At 63.4% G+C, this 20,829-nt stretch carries 21 protein-coding genes; 9 read left to right on the top strand and 12 right to left on the bottom strand.

Annotated elements, in window-relative coordinates; genetic code table 11:
• Both fliR and flhA read right to left on the bottom strand, forming a co-directional pair.
• Positions 1-753: a flagellar biosynthetic protein FliR gene (fliR, locus tag NKI35_RS07620; RefSeq protein ID WP_023703991.1), complete on the bottom strand. Its 753-nt coding sequence runs from the start codon at positions 751-753 to the stop codon at positions 1-3.
• Positions 750-2,837, bottom strand: coding sequence for a flagellar biosynthesis protein FlhA (gene flhA / locus NKI35_RS07615; RefSeq protein WP_023671908.1), 2,088 nt, complete (start codon positions 2,835-2,837; stop codon positions 750-752). Before flhA ends, fliR begins: the two co-directional genes overlap by 4 nt.
• A gap of 123 nt (positions 2,838-2,960) precedes the next feature.
• On the opposite strand from flhA, the gene NKI35_RS07610 reads away from it, so the two are divergent.
• The 9 genes from NKI35_RS07610 (at position 2,961) to NKI35_RS07570 (ending at position 10,575) form a co-directional block, all read left to right on the top strand.
• Positions 2,961-3,260, top strand: coding sequence for a putative quinol monooxygenase (locus NKI35_RS07610; protein ID WP_023703990.1), 300 nt, complete (start codon positions 2,961-2,963; stop codon positions 3,258-3,260).
• Positions 3,261-3,708: 448 nt separating this feature from the next.
• Positions 3,709-4,050: a hypothetical protein gene (locus tag NKI35_RS07605; RefSeq protein WP_023703989.1), complete on the top strand. Its 342-nt coding sequence runs from the start codon at positions 3,709-3,711 to the stop codon at positions 4,048-4,050.
• A 90-nt stretch (positions 4,051-4,140) separates the two neighbouring features.
• On the top strand, positions 4,141-4,794 hold the full coding sequence (locus tag NKI35_RS07600; RefSeq protein ID WP_031195920.1) for a helix-turn-helix domain-containing protein: 654 nt from the start codon (positions 4,141-4,143) through the stop codon (positions 4,792-4,794).
• A 37-nt stretch (positions 4,795-4,831) separates the two neighbouring features.
• A complete protein-coding gene (locus NKI35_RS07595) occupies positions 4,832-5,908 on the top strand; it encodes an extracellular solute-binding protein (protein ID WP_023703987.1) in 1,077 nt (358 codons plus the stop codon).
• Between the two features lie 22 nt (positions 5,909-5,930).
• Complete coding sequence (locus NKI35_RS07590) at positions 5,931-6,803, top strand: ABC transporter permease (protein WP_023703986.1); 873 nt, start codon at positions 5,931-5,933, stop codon at positions 6,801-6,803.
• Entirely contained in the window at positions 6,803-7,600 is a 798-nt protein-coding gene (locus NKI35_RS07585; protein ID WP_023703985.1) for an ABC transporter permease, read from the top strand. Before NKI35_RS07590 ends, NKI35_RS07585 begins: the two co-directional genes overlap by 1 nt.
• Complete coding sequence (locus NKI35_RS07580; RefSeq protein ID WP_023686365.1) at positions 7,597-8,712, top strand: ABC transporter ATP-binding protein; 1,116 nt, start codon at positions 7,597-7,599, stop codon at positions 8,710-8,712. Before NKI35_RS07585 ends, NKI35_RS07580 begins: the two co-directional genes overlap by 4 nt.
• Before the next feature lie 50 nt (positions 8,713-8,762).
• Entirely contained in the window at positions 8,763-10,148 is a 1,386-nt protein-coding gene (locus tag NKI35_RS07575; protein ID WP_352739338.1) for an NAD(P)/FAD-dependent oxidoreductase, read from the top strand.
• Positions 10,149-10,206: 58 nt separating this feature from the next.
• On the top strand, positions 10,207-10,575 hold the full coding sequence (locus NKI35_RS07570; protein WP_081725355.1) for a cupin domain-containing protein: 369 nt from the start codon (positions 10,207-10,209) through the stop codon (positions 10,573-10,575).
• Positions 10,576-10,598: 23 nt separating this feature from the next.
• Here the strand turns inward: NKI35_RS07570 and NKI35_RS07565 are convergent, their stop codons facing one another.
• From NKI35_RS07565 to NKI35_RS07520, 10 genes are all read right to left on the bottom strand, one after another.
• Positions 10,599-12,242, bottom strand: coding sequence for an MFS transporter (locus NKI35_RS07565; protein ID WP_023671898.1), 1,644 nt, complete (start codon positions 12,240-12,242; stop codon positions 10,599-10,601).
• A gap of 223 nt (positions 12,243-12,465) precedes the next feature.
• Positions 12,466-14,334 (bottom strand): asparagine synthase (glutamine-hydrolyzing), encoded by a 1,869-nt coding sequence (gene asnB / locus NKI35_RS07560; protein WP_023691732.1) that lies wholly within the window; start codon positions 14,332-14,334, stop codon positions 12,466-12,468.
• Between the two features lie 71 nt (positions 14,335-14,405).
• Positions 14,406-14,672 carry a flagellar biosynthesis protein FliQ gene (fliQ, locus tag NKI35_RS07555; RefSeq protein WP_023671896.1) on the bottom strand — a complete coding sequence of 89 codons (267 nt, stop codon included), beginning with the start codon at positions 14,670-14,672 and terminating at the stop codon, positions 14,406-14,408.
• Between the two features lie 24 nt (positions 14,673-14,696).
• Positions 14,697-15,104 carry a flagellar hook assembly protein FlgD gene (flgD, locus tag NKI35_RS07550; protein WP_023671895.1) on the bottom strand — a complete coding sequence of 136 codons (408 nt, stop codon included), beginning with the start codon at positions 15,102-15,104 and terminating at the stop codon, positions 14,697-14,699.
• Positions 15,104-15,547, bottom strand: a complete 444-nt coding sequence (gene flbT / locus NKI35_RS07545) for a flagellar biosynthesis repressor FlbT (protein ID WP_023671894.1) — start codon at positions 15,545-15,547, stop codon at positions 15,104-15,106. The genes flgD and flbT overlap by 1 nt, the downstream gene beginning before the upstream one ends.
• Complete coding sequence (flaF, locus tag NKI35_RS07540; protein ID WP_023671893.1) at positions 15,544-15,891, bottom strand: flagellar biosynthesis regulator FlaF; 348 nt, start codon at positions 15,889-15,891, stop codon at positions 15,544-15,546. The genes flbT and flaF overlap by 4 nt, the downstream gene beginning before the upstream one ends.
• Positions 15,892-15,921: 30 nt before the next feature.
• A complete protein-coding gene (locus NKI35_RS07535; RefSeq protein ID WP_352653932.1) occupies positions 15,922-16,965 on the bottom strand; it encodes a flagellar hook-associated family protein in 1,044 nt (347 codons plus the stop codon).
• A gap of 3 nt (positions 16,966-16,968) precedes the next feature.
• On the bottom strand, positions 16,969-18,423 hold the full coding sequence (flgK, locus tag NKI35_RS07530) for a flagellar hook-associated protein FlgK (protein WP_352739335.1): 1,455 nt from the start codon (positions 18,421-18,423) through the stop codon (positions 16,969-16,971).
• Positions 18,424-18,598: 175 nt separating this feature from the next.
• Positions 18,599-19,852, bottom strand: a complete 1,254-nt coding sequence (locus tag NKI35_RS07525; protein WP_352739333.1) for a flagellar hook protein FlgE — start codon at positions 19,850-19,852, stop codon at positions 18,599-18,601.
• A 94-nt stretch (positions 19,853-19,946) separates the two neighbouring features.
• Positions 19,947-20,615: a response regulator transcription factor gene (locus NKI35_RS07520; protein ID WP_023683295.1), complete on the bottom strand. Its 669-nt coding sequence runs from the start codon at positions 20,613-20,615 to the stop codon at positions 19,947-19,949.
• Between the last annotated feature and the right edge of the window lie 214 nt (positions 20,616-20,829).

Below are 20,829 nucleotides of genomic sequence, written 5' to 3'. Positions count from 1 at the left end.
TCACCTCGCCAGCGTCAGGTCGACAAAGCCGTCGACGAACAGCGACAGCATGGTGCCGATGGCGAAGTAGAAGATGATCATGCCGCCGGCGATGACGAAAGGCAGCGAGATGAAGTAGACCGGGATCTGCGGCGTCAGCTTGTTGACGAAGCCGATCGTCAAATTGACCAGAATGGCATAGGCGATGAATGGGCTGCCGAGCCGGATGACCAGGAAGAAGGCGTCCGACACCGTGTCGGTGAGATCGACCAGGGCGGCCTGGGGATTGAAGAAGGCGTTGACCGGCGCCACCGTGTAGGAGGCGACCAGAGCGCGGATGATCTCGTGGTCGAAATCGAAGACGAAGAGCAGCAGCAACGCTGAAAACGAGATGATGGCGGCGAGGGCCGCCTGCGGCTCTGGCTCCTCGATCGCCGGGCCGCCGGTGCCACCATAGCCGATCAGCATGGCAATGGCCGAGCCCATGAAGCGCAGCGCTTCCATGTAAAGCCTGGTCATGGCGCCGATCAGCCCGCCGACCAAAAGTTCCGAAATGATCATCGGTGCCAGCACCTGCGGACGCGCATCGACGAAGGGAAAGATCTTGTCCCACAGGAAGGCGAGCAGGCCACCGGTGGCGGCGATCGACACGAACAGCCGGACCTGGACCGGCACGCGGGCGCTGGACAGGCCCGGCATCAGCATGAAGCAGGCGCCGATGCGACAGAAGGCGAGGAAGGCGGCGATGACGACGCCTTGCGACAGTATGTTCACGAGATCGTCCCGAGCACCTTGATCTCGACGCCCTTGGCGATTTCGACATGGGAGAGAACGGGAAGCGTCGTGAACAGGCGCTCGATGATCATGCGCACATAGGGGCGAGCATCGGGCGCGGTGACGAGGACAAAACGCTCGCCGGCCTCGAGATGCTTGCGGATCGCCTTGGTCGCGTCCTGGCCGAATTCCTCCAGCTGGCGCGGGTCGATGTCGAATTCGCGCACCTCGCCCTTGGCGTCGCGCTTGAGGCTCTGGTGGAAGGCGAGGTCCCAGCGGTTGCCGAGGCGCAGCACCTTGAGCATGCCGCCCTCGGAGAGATCGCCGCAGATCTGCTGGGCCATGCGGATGCGGACATGCTCGACGATCTGCTCGGTGCGGCGCACATGCGGCGCGATCTCGGCGATAGCCTCGATGATCAAATGCAGGTTGCGGATCGATACGCGTTCGGCCAGCAGCAATTTCAGCACCGCCTGCAGGCCGGGATAGGAGATGTGCGAGGTGCAGATCTCGTCGGCGAGCTTGCGGTATTCCGGATCCTGGCGCTCGAGCAGCGCCTTCATGTCCTTGTAGGACAGAAGCTGCGGCAGGTTGTTGCGGATCACCTCGGACAAATGGGTGAGCAGCACCGACATGTTGTCGGCAAAGGTATAGTTCTCGCGCTTCAGATCCTCGGCGAAGGTTTCGAGCACCGAGAAGGCGCGCATGCCGAAGGCCGGCTCGCGGATTTCCTCGCCGGGAACGTCGGGCAAATCCCGGTTGCCGAGCAGCACCATGATCTCGCCGACGCGCATCTGGTATTCGGCGACGACGGTGCCGTGGACCTTGATCTGATAGCTTTTCGGCGGGATGCCGAAATCGTCGGCGACGCGCACTTCCGGCACGACGAAGCCATATTGCGTGGCAAATTTCTTGCGCATCTTGGCCATGCGGAACACCAGTTCCTGATGCGACACCAGCAGCCGCGTCGACAGCTGTTTGCCGATCAGAAGCTCGATCTCGGCGGTGGTCAGCGAAGCCTTGACCGAGTTCTTCTCTTCCTCGACCTTGTTCGCCTTCTCCAGATCCTTGATCGCTTCGGCGGCGGCAGCCTCGCGGTTGGCGCGCATCGGGATGACGTAGCCAAGGCCGGCCATGCCGGCGGCTAGCGTGAAGAACGGGAAGAACGGCAGGCCGGGCATCAGGCCGAGCAGGACGAGCAGCGAGGCCGCGACATAGAGCGCGCGCGGATGCGCACCGAGCTGGCCGAACACCGCCTGGTTGGTCGAGCCGCGCGTGCCGCCCTTGGACACAAGCAGGCCGGCGGCGAGCGAAACGATAAGCGCTGGGATCTGGGTGACGAGGCCGTCGCCGACCGACAGTTTGATGAAGACATCGGCGGCTTCGCCCATGCCCATGCCGTGCCTGATGTAACCGATGGCGATGCCGCCGACGATGTTGATGGCGGTGATGATGAGGCCGGCAATGGCGTCGCCGCGGACGAATTTCGAGGCGCCGTCCATCGAGCCGAAGAAGGAGGATTCCTCTTCCAGCTCGCGGCGGCGCAGTTGCGCTGTCTTGTCGTCGATCATGCCGGCGGACAGGTCGGCGTCGATCGACATCTGCTTGCCGGGGATGGCGTCGAGGGTGAAGCGGGCGCCGACTTCGGCAATACGGGTGGCGCCCTTGGTGATGACGATGAAGTTGACCACAATCAGGATCATGAAGACGATCAGGCCGATGACGAAATCGCTGGCCATCACAAGTTTGGAGAAGCCGGCGATGACATAGCCGGCGGCGTGCGTGCCCTCATTGCCGTGCGACAGGATCATGCGCGTGGTGGCGATGTTGAGCGATAGCCGTAGCATGGTGGCGATCAGCAGCACGGTCGGGAAGGACGAGAAATCGAGCGGCCGCTGGATCCACAGCGCCACCATCAGGATCAGCACCGACAGTGCGATCGAGAAGGCGAGGCCGATGTCGATGAGGAAGGCCGGGATCGGCAGGAATAGCACGGCCAGGATGATGACGATGCCGATGGCGAAGAAGACATCGCGGCCGTTCTTGGCCACTGTTCCTGTCGCTAAGCTTTCGCTGACCGCCATGTCGTCCCCAATCACAAGCCTGCCGAGCACGCGACAGCCCTTCGAGCCTAACCGGTCAAGCTTGCGCGAGGGTGGGAGGACTGGTTACTTGCCGGGACGACAGAGGCCTTGAGGAGAGAGATCATGCTGGTGATCATCGGCACCATTCGCTTGCCGGCGGAACGGCTCGACGAGGCAAGGCCGGCCATGCGGCTCATGATACTGGGCAGCCGTGCGGAGCCCGGCTGCATCGAATACTCCTACGCACAGGACGTACTCGACGTCGGGCTCATCCATGTAACCGAGGTGTGGAGCGACAGGGCCGCGCTCGACGCGCATTTCCGCTCGCCTCACATCGCCGATTGGCGGGCGAGCTGGGCATCGCTCGGCATAGGCGAGCGCAACCTCATGCTCTATGAGGCCGGCGAGCCGAAGCCGACCTGAGGACCGGGCACAGTCAAGAAGGCGTTGGCCCAAGAAAGTCTAGCAGGCGTTGACCTGTCTGCAGGACCATCCGCCGCCATCGGTATCGTGGCAGTCTTCATAGCTGCCGTAGCAGGTGTTCGTCGAATTGCGATACCAAGGGTAGCCGCGAGGACAGCAAACATCTTGTTGTGCAGTCTGGATAAATTCCTTTGCCGGCCGGCTTTGGTTTTCCGGATTGCCTCCCGCCAAAAGAGACATCGGGTGTGACACAACAGACCTAACCGGCATATCCATGCTTGAATTGCTCACCGCAGACGAGCTCAAAAAAATCCTGCCAACAGCTAATGAAAAAAATCCCCGCGCACTCATCTTCTCCTCCTTGAGGGAAATAGAGACGGGCAAAAATAACACAGCTGCGTCGATTGCGTAAGCGATCGCTCATATACCTCGACAGGCTAACAGGGGATTGAAGCGGGGCGGCAAGCTGACTGCGCCTCAGCGCCGGAATGGCGGCACAAGCAGCCGGCATTATGTCGGCGTGCTGATCGTCGCCGAACTGCACAGCGATCCGTCCGATGGTGAGACGCCGGTGCTGGCGCCGGCCAAATTCCGGCATGCGGTGCTGGTGCCGACCATGAACGTCCGGTCCACCGCCGAAACCATCCAGCGCGCCATCGCGGAGGAACTGGAGGTGGTCGAGAATTTCGACAACCGAGCCGTTGTCGGGCTTTTGACCGAGGGCCATCTGATGCGGCGCTACGCCGAGGAACTCGACAAGGCGCGGCGCGACCTGTCGGGCGAAGACTAGGCCTCGGCCGGCATCTTAAATGTCCCTACTCGGCGCTTGCCACGTGTACAGTGTCACTGTACAAATTGTTCAGTGGGAGAAAAAGACGGGATGAGCACCGACCAGGCTCCGGTCAAGAATGGCGTCGCCTCGACGGCGACGCATGCCCATCAGATGCTGGGCCAGCGGCTGAAGAGCCTGCGTCTCGGCCGGCGGCTTTCGCTGCGCGAACTCGCCGAGCTGACCGGGACCAGCGCCAGCTTCATCAGCCAGCTCGAGCGCGGCCTGACCGGCGCCAGCACCGCCTCGCTCAACCAGATGGCCTCGGCGCTGGGTGTAAGCGTGGCGATGCTGTTCGAGGATAGTGCCGCCGGGCAGCGCGGGGTCTTGCTGCGCAGCGAGCGGCCGAGCCTGCCGCCCAGCGACGGCTGCCGCAAGATGCTGCTCTCGCGTCCCCCTTTAAGCGACATGGAAGTCTATGTCGGCGAGTTCGAAATCGGCGGCTCGACCGGCCCAGCGCTCTACACCCATGGCGACGCGCACGAGATGCTCGTCGTGCTGCGCGGCATCGTCGAGGTTTCGCTCGGCGATGTCAGGCATGTGCTGGAAGAGGGCGACAGCATCGAATACGCGACATCGACAGCACATCGCTCAGAGAACATCGGCAGTGGCCGAGCCGAGGTGATGTGGATCATTGCGCCACCGACTTCGGTGCGCGCCGAACTCGATCAATATAGTGCCTGGAAACCGCTCGCAGCCAGGTAGGTTCAATCCATGCGGGTCAAATGGGAGAACAATAATCATGCTGAAAACAAGACATCTTGGCCTTGGCGCCGTGCTGGCGCTCGGCGTTCTGGCAACCGCAGCGTTCGCGCAGGAAAAGCCTGTCGCGGGTGAGGTCAAGGAAGGCTCGCTCAAGGGCAAGACGCTGACGCTCGTCTCCTATGGCGGCATCTACCAGGACGGCCAGGCCGCCGCGCTGAAAGAGTTCGTCGAGAAATCCGGCGTCACACTGCTCAATGACGGGCCGACCGAGATCGCCAAGCTGCAGGCGCAGGTCGAATCCGGCAACGTCACCTGGGACGTCGTCGACACCGCCGACCTGCCGCCCTACGTCTATTGCGGCAAGCTGTTCCAGAAGCTCGATTTCAGCAAGCTCGACGTCTCAAAGGTTCCGGAGGGCCAGGTCGGCGAATGCTCGGTGCCGGCCATGAACTACGGCGTCGTACTGATGTACAACAAGGAGAAGTATGGGGATAACCCGCCCAAGAGCTGGGCCGATTTCTTCGACACGGCAAAATTCCCGGGCGTGCGCGCGCTGGATGGTTCGGGCGATCCGACCGGTGGCCTGCTGGAGCAGGCGCTGAAGGCGTCGGGCGGCGATCCGAAGGCGATGACGGTGGCCGACATCGACAAGTCCATCGACGTGATCCGCAAGCTCGGCCCCGACACGATCTACTGGAAGACCGGCGCTGAATCGCAGCAACTCGCCGAGTCCGGCGAGGCCGACATGCTGATGATGTGGACGGGCCGTGCCATGACGGCGGTGAAGAACGGCGCCAAATATGCGCCGGCCTGGCAGGACTGGCTGGTGGTGATGGACCAGATGACCATTCCGGTCGGCGTCAAGGATACGGATGCGGCTTATGCGCTGCTCAATGCCTATCTCGGCAAGGGGGCGCAGGAGATCCTGGCGCAGCAGACCTCCTATACGCCGATCAACAATGACGCGCAGCCCAAGGTCGATGCGTCGGTCGCCGCCTTCCTGACCAACACGCCCGAGCGCCAGAAGCAGGGTTACAAGCAGAACATCAAGTTCTGGGTCGAGAACTTCCCGGTGGCGCAGGAGAAGTGGTCGGCGCTGATGGCTGGCAACTGAACAGCCAAGTGAGAGCCAGGCCGTGAGCGCGTCCGAACTCATCGCCCAACCCGCCGCCCATGCGCGGTCGGGTCGGGCATGGCGGCCGTTCGCGCTCACGGCGCCGGCGCTCATCCTGCTCGTCGCGGTGATCGGCTACCCGCTGCTCACCATCGTGCTGCGCAGCCTGTCGGAACCTGAATGGGGCCTGCAGAACTATGCCTGGTTCTTCGGCGCGCCGGTCAACCTGACAGTGCTGCAGCGGACCTTTGTCATTTCGGCCTGGGTGACGCTGGTCTGCGTCATCGCGGCCTATCCCTATGCCTATCTGATGACGGCGGTCGGGCCGCGCGTCCGGCTGGTGCTGGTGCTTTGCGTGCTGATCCCGTTCTGGGTGAGTGGTGTGGTGCGAACGCTGTCCTGGGTGATCCTGCTGCAGGATTCGGGCGTCATCAATTCGCTGCTGCGCTCGGTCGGGTTCGGCGCGGTCAAGCTGATCCGCACCCAGACCGGCGTGGTCATCGGCATGGCGCAGGTGCTGTTGCCGTTCATGATCCTGCCGCTCTATTCCGTGATGCAAGGCATCGACCTCAGGCTGATGCGTGCGGCGCAAAGCCTCGGTGCGCGGCCGTCGCGCGCGTTCTTCACCGTCTATCTGCCGCTGTCGCTGCCCGGCGTCTATGCCGGCGCGGTCATCGTCTTCATCCTGTCGCTCGGCTTCTACATCACGCCGGCTTTGCTCGGCGGCCCGCGCTCGACCATGCTGTCGACGCTGGTGCAGACGCAGGTGCTGAGCCTGCTGCAATGGGGCAGGGGCGGCGCCATGGGCGTCGTTCTGCTGGTCACCACCTTCGTGCTGCTGGCGCTGGCAGCACCTGTGATGCGGTCCAGGCATCGGGAAGCGGGGCGGCGCTGATGGAGATGAAGCCGCTCACCCGCGTTCTTCTCGGGCTCGTCTGCCTGCTGGTGGCGATATGGCTGGTGGCGCCGACGCTGGTCGTGGTGCCGATGTCGTTCAACGAAAACAAATCGCTGGCGTTTCCGCCGCAAGGCTTTTCCTGGCAGTGGTACCAGAATTTCGCCACCAATCCGGACTGGTCGAACAGCTTCCTGAACTCGCTGAAAGTCGCCTTCATCGTTGCCGTCCTGGCAACGGTGCTCGGCACGCTTGCCGCCTTCGGCCTCGACCGCATGAAGGCGCGGCCGGCGAACCTTTTGCGTATGCTGATGCTGACGCCGATGGTGGTGCCGGGCGTGGTGCTGGCGATCGGCATCTATGCCGTCTATCTCGACACGCAGCTCGTCGGGACGCTGCTCGGCTTCGTGCTGGCCCACACCATCCTTGCGCTGCCCTTCGTGCTGATCGCGGTCTCGGCCAGTCTCGAAGTGTTCGACCGCCGGCTGGAGACAGCCGCAGCCAGCCTGGGCGCCGGCGCACTGACCACGTTTCGCACGGTGACGCTGCCGCTGATCGCGCCGGGCGTGCTCTCCGGCCTGCTGTTCGCTTTCGCCACCTCGTTCGACGAGATTGTCGTGTCGCTGTTCATCACGAACCCCTATCTCAAGACATTGCCGGTGCAGATTTTTGCCTCGATCACGCGCGACGCCGATCCGACGGTGGCGGCTGTCGGCACGATCCTGCTTTTCGCGACCACGATCCTGATCGGCGGCGGCATGCTCCTTCTTGGCCGCGAGCGGAAAGGACGCCAATGAATCCGAAGCCGACAAGCAAGGGCGCGGCGATCGATCTCGAAGCGATCAGCAAGGCCTATGGCGGCTTCAAGGCGCTGGACGGCGTGTCGCTGCGCATCGAGCCCGGCGAGTTCATGACGCTGCTCGGCCCCAGCGGCTCGGGCAAGACGACGACGCTCAACGTGATTGCCGGTTTCACCGATGTCACCAGCGGCAAGCTTCTGGTCGGGGAAAAAAGCGTCGTCGGCGTGCCGGCGCACAAGCGCAACATCGGCGTCGTCTTCCAGCATTACGCGCTGTTCCCGCATATGAGCGTCGGCCGCAACGTCGCCTATCCGCTGACGCTTCGCGGCGTCGACCAGGCGACGCGGCAGACACGCGTGGCAAGGGCGCTCGACATGGTCAAGATGGGCGATTTCGCGCATCGCTATCCCAGCGAATTGTCGGGCGGCCAGCAGCAGCGCGTGGCGTTGGCACGCGCCATCGTCTTCGACCCGCCGCTGCTCCTGATGGACGAGCCGCTCGGCGCGCTCGACAAGAAGCTGCGCGAATGGCTGCAGCTCGAGATCAAGCGCATCCATCGCGAACTCGGCACCACCTTCGTCTATGTCACGCACGACCAGGAAGAGGCGCTCGTGCTGTCCGACCGTATCGCCGTGTTCAACCGCGGGCGCATCGAGCAGGTCGGCACCGGCCGCCAGCTCTACGACGAGCCAGCAACGCTGTTCGTCGGCCGCTTCATCGGCGATTCCACCGTGCTGCGCGGCAAGGCGCGCAGCGATGGCAACAGCACCGCGCTGAGCATCGCCGGCGAGACGGTGACGGTACCGCGTAAGCTGTCGGGAGAAGCCAGTCCGGTGATGCTGCTGCGTCCCGAAAAGCTCGCGATCCGAAGAGCCGGCCAAAGTGCTGCCAATGGCGCCAACCGCCTGTCGGGGACGATCGCGGAAGCCATCTATCTCGGCTCGGAATCGAAATACGAAGTTAAGCTCGCCGACGGCTCGGCCGCGATCGTGCGCTCACCACTGACCGGCGAGAGTTTTGGCCTCGGCGACAAGGTCGAGCTCTGCTTCGACGGCAGCGATGCCAAGCTGCTCGCGGACGACGCAAGCGCCGACACCACACTCACCTGATTCCATCTGGCCTGATCCCATCTGGCCTGATCCCATCTGAAAGTCATTCCATGCAAGCCAAGCGCAACGGCGACATATCGTTCTGGTATGCGGATCTGGGGGCGGTTCCCGTTCCGCGCCCGTCCTTGCCTGGAAACATCGAGGCCGATGTCGCCATTGTCGGCGCCGGCTATACCGGCCTGTGGACCGCCTACTATCTGAAAAAGGCGAAGCCATCGCTGCGCGTCGTGATCGTCGAGCGCGAATTTGCCGGCTTCGGCGCTTCGGGGCGCAATGGCGGCTGGCTGTCGGGCGGCTTCAGCTGGTCGCGCGAAAAATATCTCAAGACATCGAGCCGCCAAGGCGTGATGGCGATGCAGGCGGCGATGGCAGGCTGCGTTGATGAAGTGATCCGGGTCGTGACCGAGGAAGGCATCGACGCCGACATTCGCCGCGTCGACAATCTGACGGTGGCCACCAACGCAGCGCAGTTGGAGCGCGTGCGCGAAGAATGCGAGACGATCCGTTCCTGGGATGTCGACCCGAACCGCGTCGAGATGCTGGACGCCGCCTCAACGCGCACGCGCATCAACATCCGTAACGTCATGGGCGGCTTCGTCGTCCATGGCCAGGCGCGGGTGCAGCCGGCCAAGCTGGTGCGCGGGCTTGCCGATGCCGTCGAGCGGCTGGGCGTGCCGATCTATGAGAAGACGACGGTGACAAGCATCGCCAAGGGCAGCGTGACGACAGACCGCGGTACGGTGCAGGCGGAGACGATCATCCGCGCGACCGAGGGTTTTACATCAGGCATCCCCGGCGAGGAGCGGACCTGGCTGGCGCTCAACAGCGCGCAGATCGTGACTGAGCCGCTGCCTGCCGACCTGTGGCGCGACATCGGTTGGGAAGGGCACGAACTGCTCGGCAATGCGGCGCATGCCTATTGCTATGCCCAGCGCACGCGTGAGGGACGCATCACGATGGGCGGACGCGGCGTGCCTTATCGCTACGGCTCGCGCACCGACGTCAACGGCCAGACGCAGCAGGCCACGATCGACCAGCTGCACACGATCCTGACGACGCTCTTGCCGCAGACCAAGGGATGCCGCATCGATCACGCCTGGTGCGGCGTGCTCGGCGTGCCGCGCGACTGGTGCACCACGGTCGGCCTCGATCCCGCGACCCGCATCGGCTGGGCCGGCGGCTATGTCGGCCTCGGCGTGTCCAGCTCCAACCTTTCGGGGCGCACGCTGGCTGACCTTGTTCTCGGGGCAAACACCGAGCTGACGAAGCTGCCCTGGGTCAACCGCAAGGTCAGGCCATGGGAACCGGAGCCCTTCCGCTGGCTGGGCGTGCATTCGATGTACCAGCTTTATCGCATTGCCGATGGCCACGAGGCGGCAGGGCTTGCGCGCACCTCGAAGCTGGCCGCGTTGGCCGACAGCATCACCGGCCACTAAAGCCATTTGTTCTCACGCAATTCCGGGGCAGACCCCTTTCCTGGAATTGCTCTTATCCATGGAGCTAGACTTGATCGATCTTTCGACCTTCCACGATCTCGCCAAGGCCGAGATCGGCGCGTTCTCTCCTAAGCCAAGCTCGATTGAAGGCGATCAGGTCGAGGCCGTGCGCTCGTTCTTTCAATCGCCTGACGGGACTGTCGATGTCGGCATCTGGGAATGCACGCCCGGCCGCTTCACCGCCGATCGTTCGGACTCGTCGGAGATCTGCCACATCATTTCGGGGCGCGTGGAACTGAGCCGCATCGATGGCGAGGTGCGGGAACTCGGTCCGGGCGATCTCCTCGTCCTGCCGCAGGGCTGGAAGGGCGAGTGGCTGATACGCGAGACCACGCGCAAGCTCTACATGATCCAGAGCGCCGGCTGACCGGCGCTACGGCTATGGCGAGCTCAGTGATCGATCGGCCCCTTCGGCGAGACCAGCGCGGTGCCGGCGGTCGTCGGGCGCTCGATCAGGCGGCGCACGCGCGGCGGTTCGTCGCCGCTGTGCAGCGCCCGCACCCGCTCGCCGACGACGGCGTCGGCATGGGTGGCGCGCCGGTTGTGGCGGATGTATTCCAGCCAGGTCGGCGTGTGGTAGTGTTCGATCCAGACTGCGGGATTTTCTAGGTCCCGAGCCAGCGTCCAGTTGCGGGCGCCGTCGCGGCGGCGGATGCGCCCGCGCTCGGCCATGGTGGCGAGGAATTCGGGTACATCTTCGTCGCGGATAATGTACTCTATCATGATGGCGATGGGGCCGCTGCGCGGCTTCAGGTCGAGGCCGAGATGCGGCTCCTTGAAGCGGTTGAGCGGGTCGAGGTTGAGAGTCGTCTGCTGCGGCAGCGGCAGGAACAGGCCGATGGCGCCGCCAACAAGCATCGCGATGGCCGCCGCAATCAGCGCGGTTTCGGCGCCATGCGCATCGGCAACGACGCCCCAGATCCAGCTGCCCAGCGCAATGCCGCCGAAGGTCGCCGTCTGGTAGACCGACAGCACCCGGCCGACGACCCAGCGCGGCGTCGACATCTGCACCGTGACGTTGAAATGCGACAGCGCGATCACCCAGCAGGCGCCGCCGATGAGCAAACCCGCCGCAGTCTGCCAGGCATTGAGGCTGATGGCGGCATTGAAGGCGCAGACGGCAAAGCCGGCGAAGGCCATCCGCACCATCGTCTCGCTGGACAGCAATTGTCTGAGACGCACGCTTATCAGCGCGCCGCCGACGGCGCCGATGCCGAAGGCGCCGAGCATGATGCCGTAGGTCAAGGCATCGCCCTTGACGACGTCGCGCGCCACCAGCGGCAGCAGCGCCAAAACCGCGCCGGCGCTGAAGCCGAAGGCGGAGCCCCTGACCAGCACCTTGCCGATGTTGGGCGACATGGCGACATAGCGCAGGCCGGCGCCCATGGCGGCGCCCAGCGTCTCGCGCGGCAGCGTCGAGACCGGCAGCTCCGGCTTCCAGCGGAAGAGCACGATGATGAGACCTATATAGCTCAGCGCATTGGCGGCGAACGCAGCAGCCGCACCAGCGGCGGCAACGATGATGCCGCCGATCGCCGGGCCGACGCTGCGTGTCAGGTTGAAGCCCAGTGAATTGAGTGCAACCGCGGCCGGCAGCTTGTTGCGCGGCACCATGTCGCCGACCGATGCCTGCCAGGACGGGTTGTTGAGCGCCGTGCCGCTGTCGATTAGGAAGGTGAAGGCAAGCAGCGTCCACGGCGTCATCCAGCCGTTCCAGGTGAACAGCGTTAGAAGTGCAGAGACGACCAGCATGAAGATTTGGGCGATCAGCATCACCTTGCGCCGGTTGAAGCTGTCGGCGATGGCGCCGGCGACGAGTGCAAACAGCATGATCGGCAGAGTGGCCGAGGCCTGGACCAGCGCCACCTGATAGGGCGACGTGGCGATGGTGGTCATCATCCAGGCGGCGCCGACGCCCTGGATCAGGCCACCGAAATTCGACACCAGGCTGGCCGACCAGACGGCGCGGAAGATGCCGTGCCGGAACGGCGCCAGCGCCGAAACGCGTTCGCTGTCCGGCTCGTCATCGATCATCAGACCTGTCCCACCTTAACGTGCTGGTTTCGTCCGCGGGGACGACAATCATGGCATCCGTTTGAAATAGAGCACGACATCCAAAAGGGCGAACGCGTCTTCGAAAAAGATCATGGTCCAACAACAGGATAGCAAGGCGAAAATACGTCAGCCGGGAATGGTCCGCTACCCAGAGCGATGTTCTCATTGGTCCACTGCGCGGGGCTGTCGGCCGCGCGCGAAGTCAGCTTCTGTCCCGGGCAGCGGTATGCAAGGCTTCGGTCAGCGTGCCTGTCGTCTCGCCGCCGGCGTGAAGGCGCAGGAAAAGCTCCATGCCGACAAGCCGCAGCCTGGACGGTTGCTCGCGCCGCGCCAACTGGACCATGTCCTCCAAATTCGCGGCGGGCCATTTCAAGGCATCGCGCAGGAAACCGCCGCGTAGCAAAGTCTCCGTGCCGGCCGAAAATTGCGACGACATCTCGAAGCCGATCTTGCGCGCCTGGACGTTCTGGCGCGGAATATGCTTTTCAGCGACCTTTCGCAAAAGCCATTTTCCTGTTTTGTCGCGGTATTTCTGCCGCCTCGGCAAATGGATGGCGAAGTCGATCAGGCGGTTTTCCAGGAACGGGACCCGCAGTTCCACGGACGCCGCCATGCTCAGCCGGTCGTGCCGGTGCAGGATGTCCTGCAGATGCGAATAGAGGTCGTAGAGGCAACTACCGAGAAAGGCGCGATCCGCGGGCGGCATAACCGGCTCCAGGCGGTCGAAGATCTCGGTTTGCAGAAAATTCAGCTCCGGCGACAAAGCACGCAGGACCATGCTGCGATCCATTTGTGAGTGGCTTCCAGCCGAGACCTTGTAGGGGGCATGACGCTGTTGCTCGAATCTCCGGTCGAGCGAGCGCTTCGAATGGACCAGGCGCCGGGGCCACGACCAGGAACGCCACTTCTTCATGCTCAAGGCCTGCAAGGGGTAGCCGCCAAACAATTCGTCTGCGCCTTCGCCGGTGAGCAGCACCTTGACGCCATCGGCCCGGCATCGTTCGGCAAGCGCCAGCAGTGCGACATGGCTGGCGTGCCAGCCATCGCTTTCAAGATGCCAGATTACCCTTGGCCAAAGTTCGAAAAACCGGTTCCTGTCGACCGGCACCCGGCGCAAGGGCACGCCGACATGGCGGCCGGTGCGTTCGGCGTCTTCGGCCTCGCTGTTGCCGAGCTGCGGGTCGACGACATAACCGTGGACTTCCGGCCTGAACCGCTTTGCCAGCGCCGTTATCAGGCCGGAATCGACACCGCTGCTGCAGGCGGTGGCAACGCTGGTATCGGCGATGCAGTGAAGTCCGACGCTGTCCTTGAGCAACGCCTCGAGCGTCGCCATGTGTTCAGCATCAGCGGATGCATCGCCGGTAATGCGCGCGGTCTCCAGCACGTCCAGCACATGCCAGAAGCGGCGCTTCTCGATAACGCCATCGGTGATCTTCCACAGGCCGGCGGGCGGCAGGCGCTCGATGCGGTCGAACAGGCTGTAGCTGGAATCGCGGCTCTGCCAGGCAAGCCGCAAGGTGATCTCGCGGCTGTCGATGTCGCGCGGAAAACCGTCGCAGGCGAGGATCGCCTTGTCCTCCGAGGCGAACAGGATTCGCTCCGGCGTGTCGGCCACCGACATCGGCTTGATTCCAAGACGGTCACGCGCAAGCCACAGCGCACTGCTGCGAGCGTCGAAATAGGCGAAGGAAAACATCCCGTCGAACAGCGGCACGGCTTTTTCGGGGCCCCAGTGATGCAAGGCTTCGAGAACCACTTCGGCATCGCAGATGGTTCGAAAGACGACGCCTTGCGCCTGCAGCGTTTCGCGCAGCGAGCGGTAATTGTAGACCTCGCCATTGTAGACGAGAACGCCATCGCCGGAAGAAGTCAGCATCGGCTCACGGGCGGCGGGCGAGGGATCGATGATGGTAAGTCGGCGGTGACCGAGCGCCAGCCGATTGTTGTGCCAGCTGTCATGATCGTCGGGGCCGCGATGTACCAACGCCTGCATCATGCTGGCGACATCCGACAGGTCGTTGGCGTCGATCGGGTTTCGTTTGCGCCAGACGCCGGCTATTCCACACATGGCCTGCCGGTGAGTTCTGCCTGAGTCATGGCCTGCAATCTAGCCGGAACACAGCCGCCTGCAAGCGCTGCCTAGAACCCGTTTTCAATGCGCTCGAAAATGACGTTGGTGAAGGCCGAGATCTGGCTGCCGATGAACGGACCGGTCAGCGCCACGACCAGCATGATGGCGACGATCTTGGGCACGAAGGTCAGGGTGATTTCCTGGATCTGGGTCAGGGCCTGGATCAGGGCAATGCCGATGCCGACCACCATGGCGACCAGCACCACCGGCGCGGAAGCAACAAGCACCGTCCATACCGCGTACTGGACGATGTCGAGTGCGTCGGCCTCGTTCATGTGAGCGCGCCTCTATGGAACTGTCTAGCTGGCCGGCTTTATCGAAACGCCCGCGCCGACCGGCACTTCGGTGCCGTTCTGCAACACGGCGATCACGCCGTTGCTTGCAAGCTTGACCGAGGCCACGACGCCGGTCGTCTTGCCGTCGGCCGAGGTGATCGAGCGGCCGATCAAGGCATCGGCCTGCGACAGCGCCGAGGACTGCATGATCTGGTCGAGCTTGGTGTTGGTCTGCACCGATTGCTCTACCTGCGAGAAGGTGGCGAGCTGGGCGACATACTGCGTCGAATCCATCGGTTTCGTCGGATCCTGGTTCTTCATCTCGGCGATCAACAGCTTCAGGAACGACTGGTAGTCGACCGCTGTCTTCGACGTCTGCTGGGTGCCCTGGTTGGCGCCCGTGGGGATCGTCGTCGTCATGTCCACATTCATCAGTATTGTGCTCCCACGGCCAGCGGGCGCTTCGCACCCTGAACATCGTCATTGCCGCCAAGTGCGCGGCGTTCGAGCGGATAAAGCGCACGGATAGCCTTCAGCGCTTCATAGATATGGTCTTCGCCGACCATGCGGTCGATCTGCTTCAGCGCGCCACTGATCTGCTCATCCTCGAAGCTTGCCAAAAGCAAGGGCAGCGAGCGGCGGAACATGGCGCGCGCCTCGATGGCGCCGGCCGGGTTCATCAGCATCACCTGCAGGATGAAATAGAGCTGCTTGAGCGGCGTCAAGGCATCGTCGGCCTGGATGACATGGTTCTCGAGCAGGAACTGTACGTCGTTCATCAGCTCGACGGTGACCTTGCGGTCGACGCGGATGACGGCGCCGTTGATGTAGATCTTCTCGTTCGGCTTCAGCGATATCTTCAGCGTGTTGGTCATTGAATGCCGTCCCGGATGATCTGGGACACTTCGATCAGCCCTTCGAAATTGTCGGTGCGGCCCTGGCGGATGTCCTCGGCCTCGCGCAGCAGCCACAGGCCGATGGAGATGAGGTTGGCGCGCAGTTCCTTGGGCAGGACATTGTCGCTGGAACCGAGATCCTCGACGAAGGTGGTCCAGACCCGGTTGGTGAAGTGCAGCGCTTCGACCGCCTCCATCGAGGTGTGGCCGACCGCCGCCGCCGCCGCCAGCATTTCGATCGAGCGGGTCAAAAGCTGCCGCTCGCGATCTTTCGCATCGGCAACGGAGTCTGTCTGGATGTCGGCGTAGGAGAATTGATACATCGTTTGGCTCTACCGTTGCGGTTGAGATTGTCAGGTCAGGTAGTTCAGCAGGCTCATCTGCTGCAGGCGCGCGGTCAGCGCGAAGGACGTCTCGATATGCTGCGTCAGATCCGCGACGCGGGTGGCGGCCTCGGCCGGATCGACGCCCTCCAGATCGAGGATATGGCGCTCGAACAGGTCGACCTGCGTCTTCATGCGGTCGCTCGCGTCGGAAACACGCTTCTCGGCAAGGCCGGTCTCGGCCTGCAACTGGCCGAGTCCGCCCAGCGCCTCGCCGACCATCGCCTGGGCGCGACCGACGACGGTGGTCTTCGCCGCCTGGCTGATGTTGCCGGAGAGCAGGCCGGTGACCAGGGCGGAAGCCATGGCGAGCTTGCGGATGCTGTCTTCATTGGCGCTGGCCGAGGTCTGGGTGGTTTCGCCCAGCGAAATGCGGCTGACGATCTGCTGGTCGGTGGCGTTCGACCAGTTGGCCTGCCAGCCGGCGCCCATGAACTGCGGCACGACATTGCTGGTGATGAAGCCGTCCATCTGGGCGGCGGTGATGTTGGCGGCGAGCGGATCGGTCTGCGTGAAGCCGAAATACGACGAGAAGGAAGCGTCGAACGCCGCCTTGGCCGGCGAGCCGGCGGCAGTGAAGTCATCGATCGGCTTGACGTCGGTGTTGGTGCCGGCAAACAGATATTCGCCGTTGACGCTGGCGTTGAGGATAGAGGTCATCTGCTGCACGGCGGCCTTGCCGGCTTGCTGCGTGATGGTGCTCGAGGAATTGCCGGCGGCGGTCAGTGCGGTCAGCAAATTCTGCGCAGTGTCGGAAAGCTGGCCAAGCGCAGCCTGCGTCGAGGACAGCCGAGCGGTGACCAGCGAATTGGAATCGATGATGACGTTCAACCGGTCGAGGTCGCGCGAGAAGGTGACCGCCTGCGAGGTGCGCGCGCCGAGCGCCAGACCGACATCGGCGACGGTGCCGGTCGTCGATTCCTTGGTGGCTTTGACCAGTTCGGCCTGCATGCGCATCTGCTGATAGCGCGCGGCGTTGGAGAGGGCGGCTGATGAGACGGATGTGGCTTTCATGGCTTATCCTACGGCATCGAGCAGGGCCGACAGCATGTCGTCGACCGTTTTCATCATGCGCGCCGAGGCCTGATAGGTGTGTTCGAGGTCGAGCAGCAGCGACATCTCCTGGTCGACATTGACGCCGGTGTCGTTGGACAGCGCCTCGGCGGTGCGCGACGCCAGCGCTTCCTTGGCGTCGGCGTTGCTCGAGGCCTGCTGGCGCTGGCCTTCGAACCAGCCAATGGCATTGGCGGCGTAGTCGGACAGGCTGGACGTGACGGTGATGCCGGCCGCAGCGTCGAAAGGCATCGGCTTGTCGAGCTTGTCGCCATAGCCGATCAAGAGCTGCGAATAGGAGGCGTTGCCGGCAGTGTTGGCGATATAGGCCGCACCATTGGCGCCGCCGTCGCGCAGCAGCACCGGATTGCCGCCGACGCTCGGGTCCATTGCGGCGTTGACCTTGATCGAGCCGGCAAGCCCGTCGATCAGCGTGCCGGCGGCCGGAATGGCGGGCGCACCCGACCAGGTGAACAGGCCGGTTCGGTCGGGCTGCGAAGGTGCTGTTTCGGCAAAGGCGGTGATGAGGCCGCGCGCCACTTCGTCGAGCTGGCTCTGCATCGTCGCCGCGACGCCGTCTCGCAAGGTGATGAGCCCGGCGAGCTTGCCGTCGGCGCTGGTGTTGCCGCCAGCCCCGGCGCTGACCGGCACATTGTCGATGTAGATGGTGTTGCCTGGTGTGCCGGCCGTGTAGCCCGCCGACGGGGTGAAACTCACCGAGCGCGGAATGGTCTCGAACAGCGTCGTGCCGTCCCTGGTGGTGATGACCATGTCGTTGTCGCCCCGGGTGAAGGTCGACACCGGCACATAGTCCGCGATCTTCTTCAGCAAAGCGTCGCGCTGGTCGAGCGCGTCGGATGCGTCGGTACCCGAACGGGTTGCGGAGATGACCGCCTTGTTGGCGTCCTGGAACTGACTAAGCAGCGAGTTGAGATCGTCGACCGCCGTCGATATCTCGCCATCAGCCTGGGTGCGGAAATCCTGGATCGCGTTGGTGCCGTCGTTCAGAGCGCGCACCACCTGCTGGGCCGCGTCGATGACGCTGGAGCCGAGGTTCTGGTTGGATGGCGTAGCGGCGTAAAGCTGCAGCGCGTTCTGCAGCTTGCCGATCGCGGTCGAGGCAGAGGAGGCGTTGTCGACGCCGTTGACGGCAACGGCGAGGCGGTCAATTCCGCTGTAAAGCGTGCTCTGGCCGCTCCATGCCGATTGCGCGCTAAGGTTCTGGCGAAACAGCAGGGCGTTGGTGGCGCGCTGGATCTCGACCGAGCGGGCGCCGGGCGCGCTGCTGACGACGACCGCCGTGCGGCGGGCATAATCGGGGTTGCTGGCGTCGGCAATATTGCGGGAAAGGACGCTGGTCTGCTTCGACGTGGTCTGAAGCGACTGTTGGGCTATGGTCAATGCGGAAGTCAGCGACATGCGGGTCTTTCACGAGGCCAGTGGGGAGGGGATGACGTCTCTGCCCTGTCGGCGGCGTCGGCGTTCGGAAACCTGCAATTCCAGACCACCCGGGCGGTTTGCCGGTGTTGCCTTGAATTCGAAATCCGCGCACCGCGCTGCTCTGGTTTGGGTTCATTCCCCTGGCGCCCGTCGTTTATCTCTTCAGGTTGACAAGGACATCCATGAGGTCGGAACCGGTCTGGAACACTTTCGAGTTAGCGGTGTAGCTGCGCTGCGCCGCGATCATGTTGGTCAATTCCTCGGCGATATCGACGTTGGAATTTTCCAACGCGCCGGAGATGATGCTGCCGAGCTTGCCTTCGTTGGCGAAGCCGATGCGCACGGTGCCGGAGTCGGTGGACTGCGCATAGACATTGCCAGGCAGTGCGGTGAGGTTGTCGGCGCTCTGGACGTCCGCCAGTGGGATCTTGAACAGCGGCTTGGTCGAGCCGTCCTGATACTGGGCGTAAATGACTCCGTCCTCGCCGATCTGGATCTTTTCGATCGTGCTGGGCGCGTTGCCGTTGACCTTGGCTTCGGAGACTGTGAAGCCGGTGCCGAGCTGAGTCAGCTTGGACAAATCGAGGTCGAGCGACGCACCGCCCGGTACGGGGATCGTTATGCTGTCGACCGCGCCGGTTAGCTTGCCGGTGGTGGTGTCGAAGGTCAGGTTGGCCGTGGCCAGCGCGCCGCCCGTATAGGGGAAGGATGTGCCCGGCGTCGCCTGGGACTGGTCGAACACAGAGACCGACCAGGCGCCGGTGCCGGTGTTGGTGAAATAGACGTCGAGCAGCTTCTTGTTGCCGAGATTGTCGTAGGTGACCATCGAGGACTTCGACGTGTATTCGGCGGTCGGGCTGTTGGTGGAAGGCAGCGGACCGGCGGGCGGCGTGGAGCCAGCCGGCAGATTGGCGTTGAAATTGCCTGTGGTGCTGGGCGTCGCCGTCATTTCCTGGTCGGAGATCTGGACCGGAACCAGCCCTTCGAAACCGTTGGCGGTGGCTGCCGGCGTGCCGTTGGCGTAGCTGTATGCCATCAGCTGGTAGCCGGCGGCGTTGACCAGCCTGCCCTGAGCGTCGGGAACGAATGCGCCGGCGCGGGTGAGGAAAGGCGTTCCGCTGGGGTCCTGGACGACGAAGAAACCGTTGCCGTTGACCGCAAGGTCGGAAACCGAGGTCGTGTACTGCAGCACGCCCTGGGCGCTGATGGCCGAGCGGATGGTGGTGTTGACGCCGCCGGAATTATAGGCGCCGCCGACCTGCGGCATGATCAGCGTCGAAAACTCGGCCGAGGATCGCTTGTAGCCGGTGGTGTCGGAATTGGCGATGTTGTCGGCTGTCGCCGACAGGCGGTTGGCCTGGGCGTTCATGCCGGAAACGCCGGTCCGCATCATTCCGTAAAGGCTCATCGAAACGTCTCCTCAATGCCCAAGATCGTTGGGCCCATGTCTGTGGTCGCGAGGATATAATTTTTGTCTTGCGCGAGGCTGGCGCAGACCGGCATCAGAACACCAGCCGGTAGCCGAGGAAGCGCTTGGAGTCTATCGGGTCCTGACCAAGCTTTTCGCGCAGCTTCTTGCGCAATTTGGAGATGTGGCTCTCGACCACGTTCTCCTCGACCTCTTCGTCGAAGATGCCGTAGATGGCGTTGAAGACCTGGGTCTTGGTGACGCGGCGTCCGCGGTTGCTCGCCAGATATTCGAGGATGCGGCGTTCGCGGCGCGGCAGAGGCAACGGCTGGCCATCGATCTCGGGATCGCGGCCGTCCATGAAGATGCGCATGGCGCCGATCTCGGTATAGCTGACGTCCTCATGGGCGCGGCGGCGGATGGCGGTGATGCGGGCCAGGATCTCCCGGATATGGACCGGCTTGCGGATGACGTCGTCGACACCGCTCTCGAACAGCCGCAGCGTATTTTCAAGCGAGTGCTGTTCGCTGAGCGCGATAACCGGAGCGCCGGTGCGGTCGCGGATCTGGCGTGGCGAGATGGCGCCTTCGCGGCAGTCGCCGATGAGGAAGGCTCGGACCGATCGCAAATCCGTGTCGGCGGCCGATGTCACCCACTCGCCGAATTCACCGGACGCGAAGCCTGCACAGGCGACGCCCTCACGATCGAAAAGTGAATTATAGCCTTCAGTTACGAGCTCACGCTCGTCAACGATTACAATCATCGGCCCCGCCTCCGAATCAGATCATCTGCCCCGTGGGAAGAGCCGTAACCGGTGCCGGGAATCCTGAACAACCATCATTTCTTGTAGCTATTTTCTTGGGAGTTATTTCGAGTTTCGAAATAACCGCAATCAGGAGGTTGTATCGTTGGTTGCCGAACGGGTGACGTGGCACATCACCCGCCGGGCGTGGATTTGCAGCCGTTCGCAAGAGATG

Origin of the sequence: Mesorhizobium sp. M0676 (genome assembly GCF_040320535.1) — a bacterium.
GTDB lineage: Bacteria > Pseudomonadota > Alphaproteobacteria > Rhizobiales > Rhizobiaceae > Mesorhizobium.
Note: the sequence above shows the minus strand (reverse complement) of the source record. Positions and strands in the feature narration are given on the sequence as shown.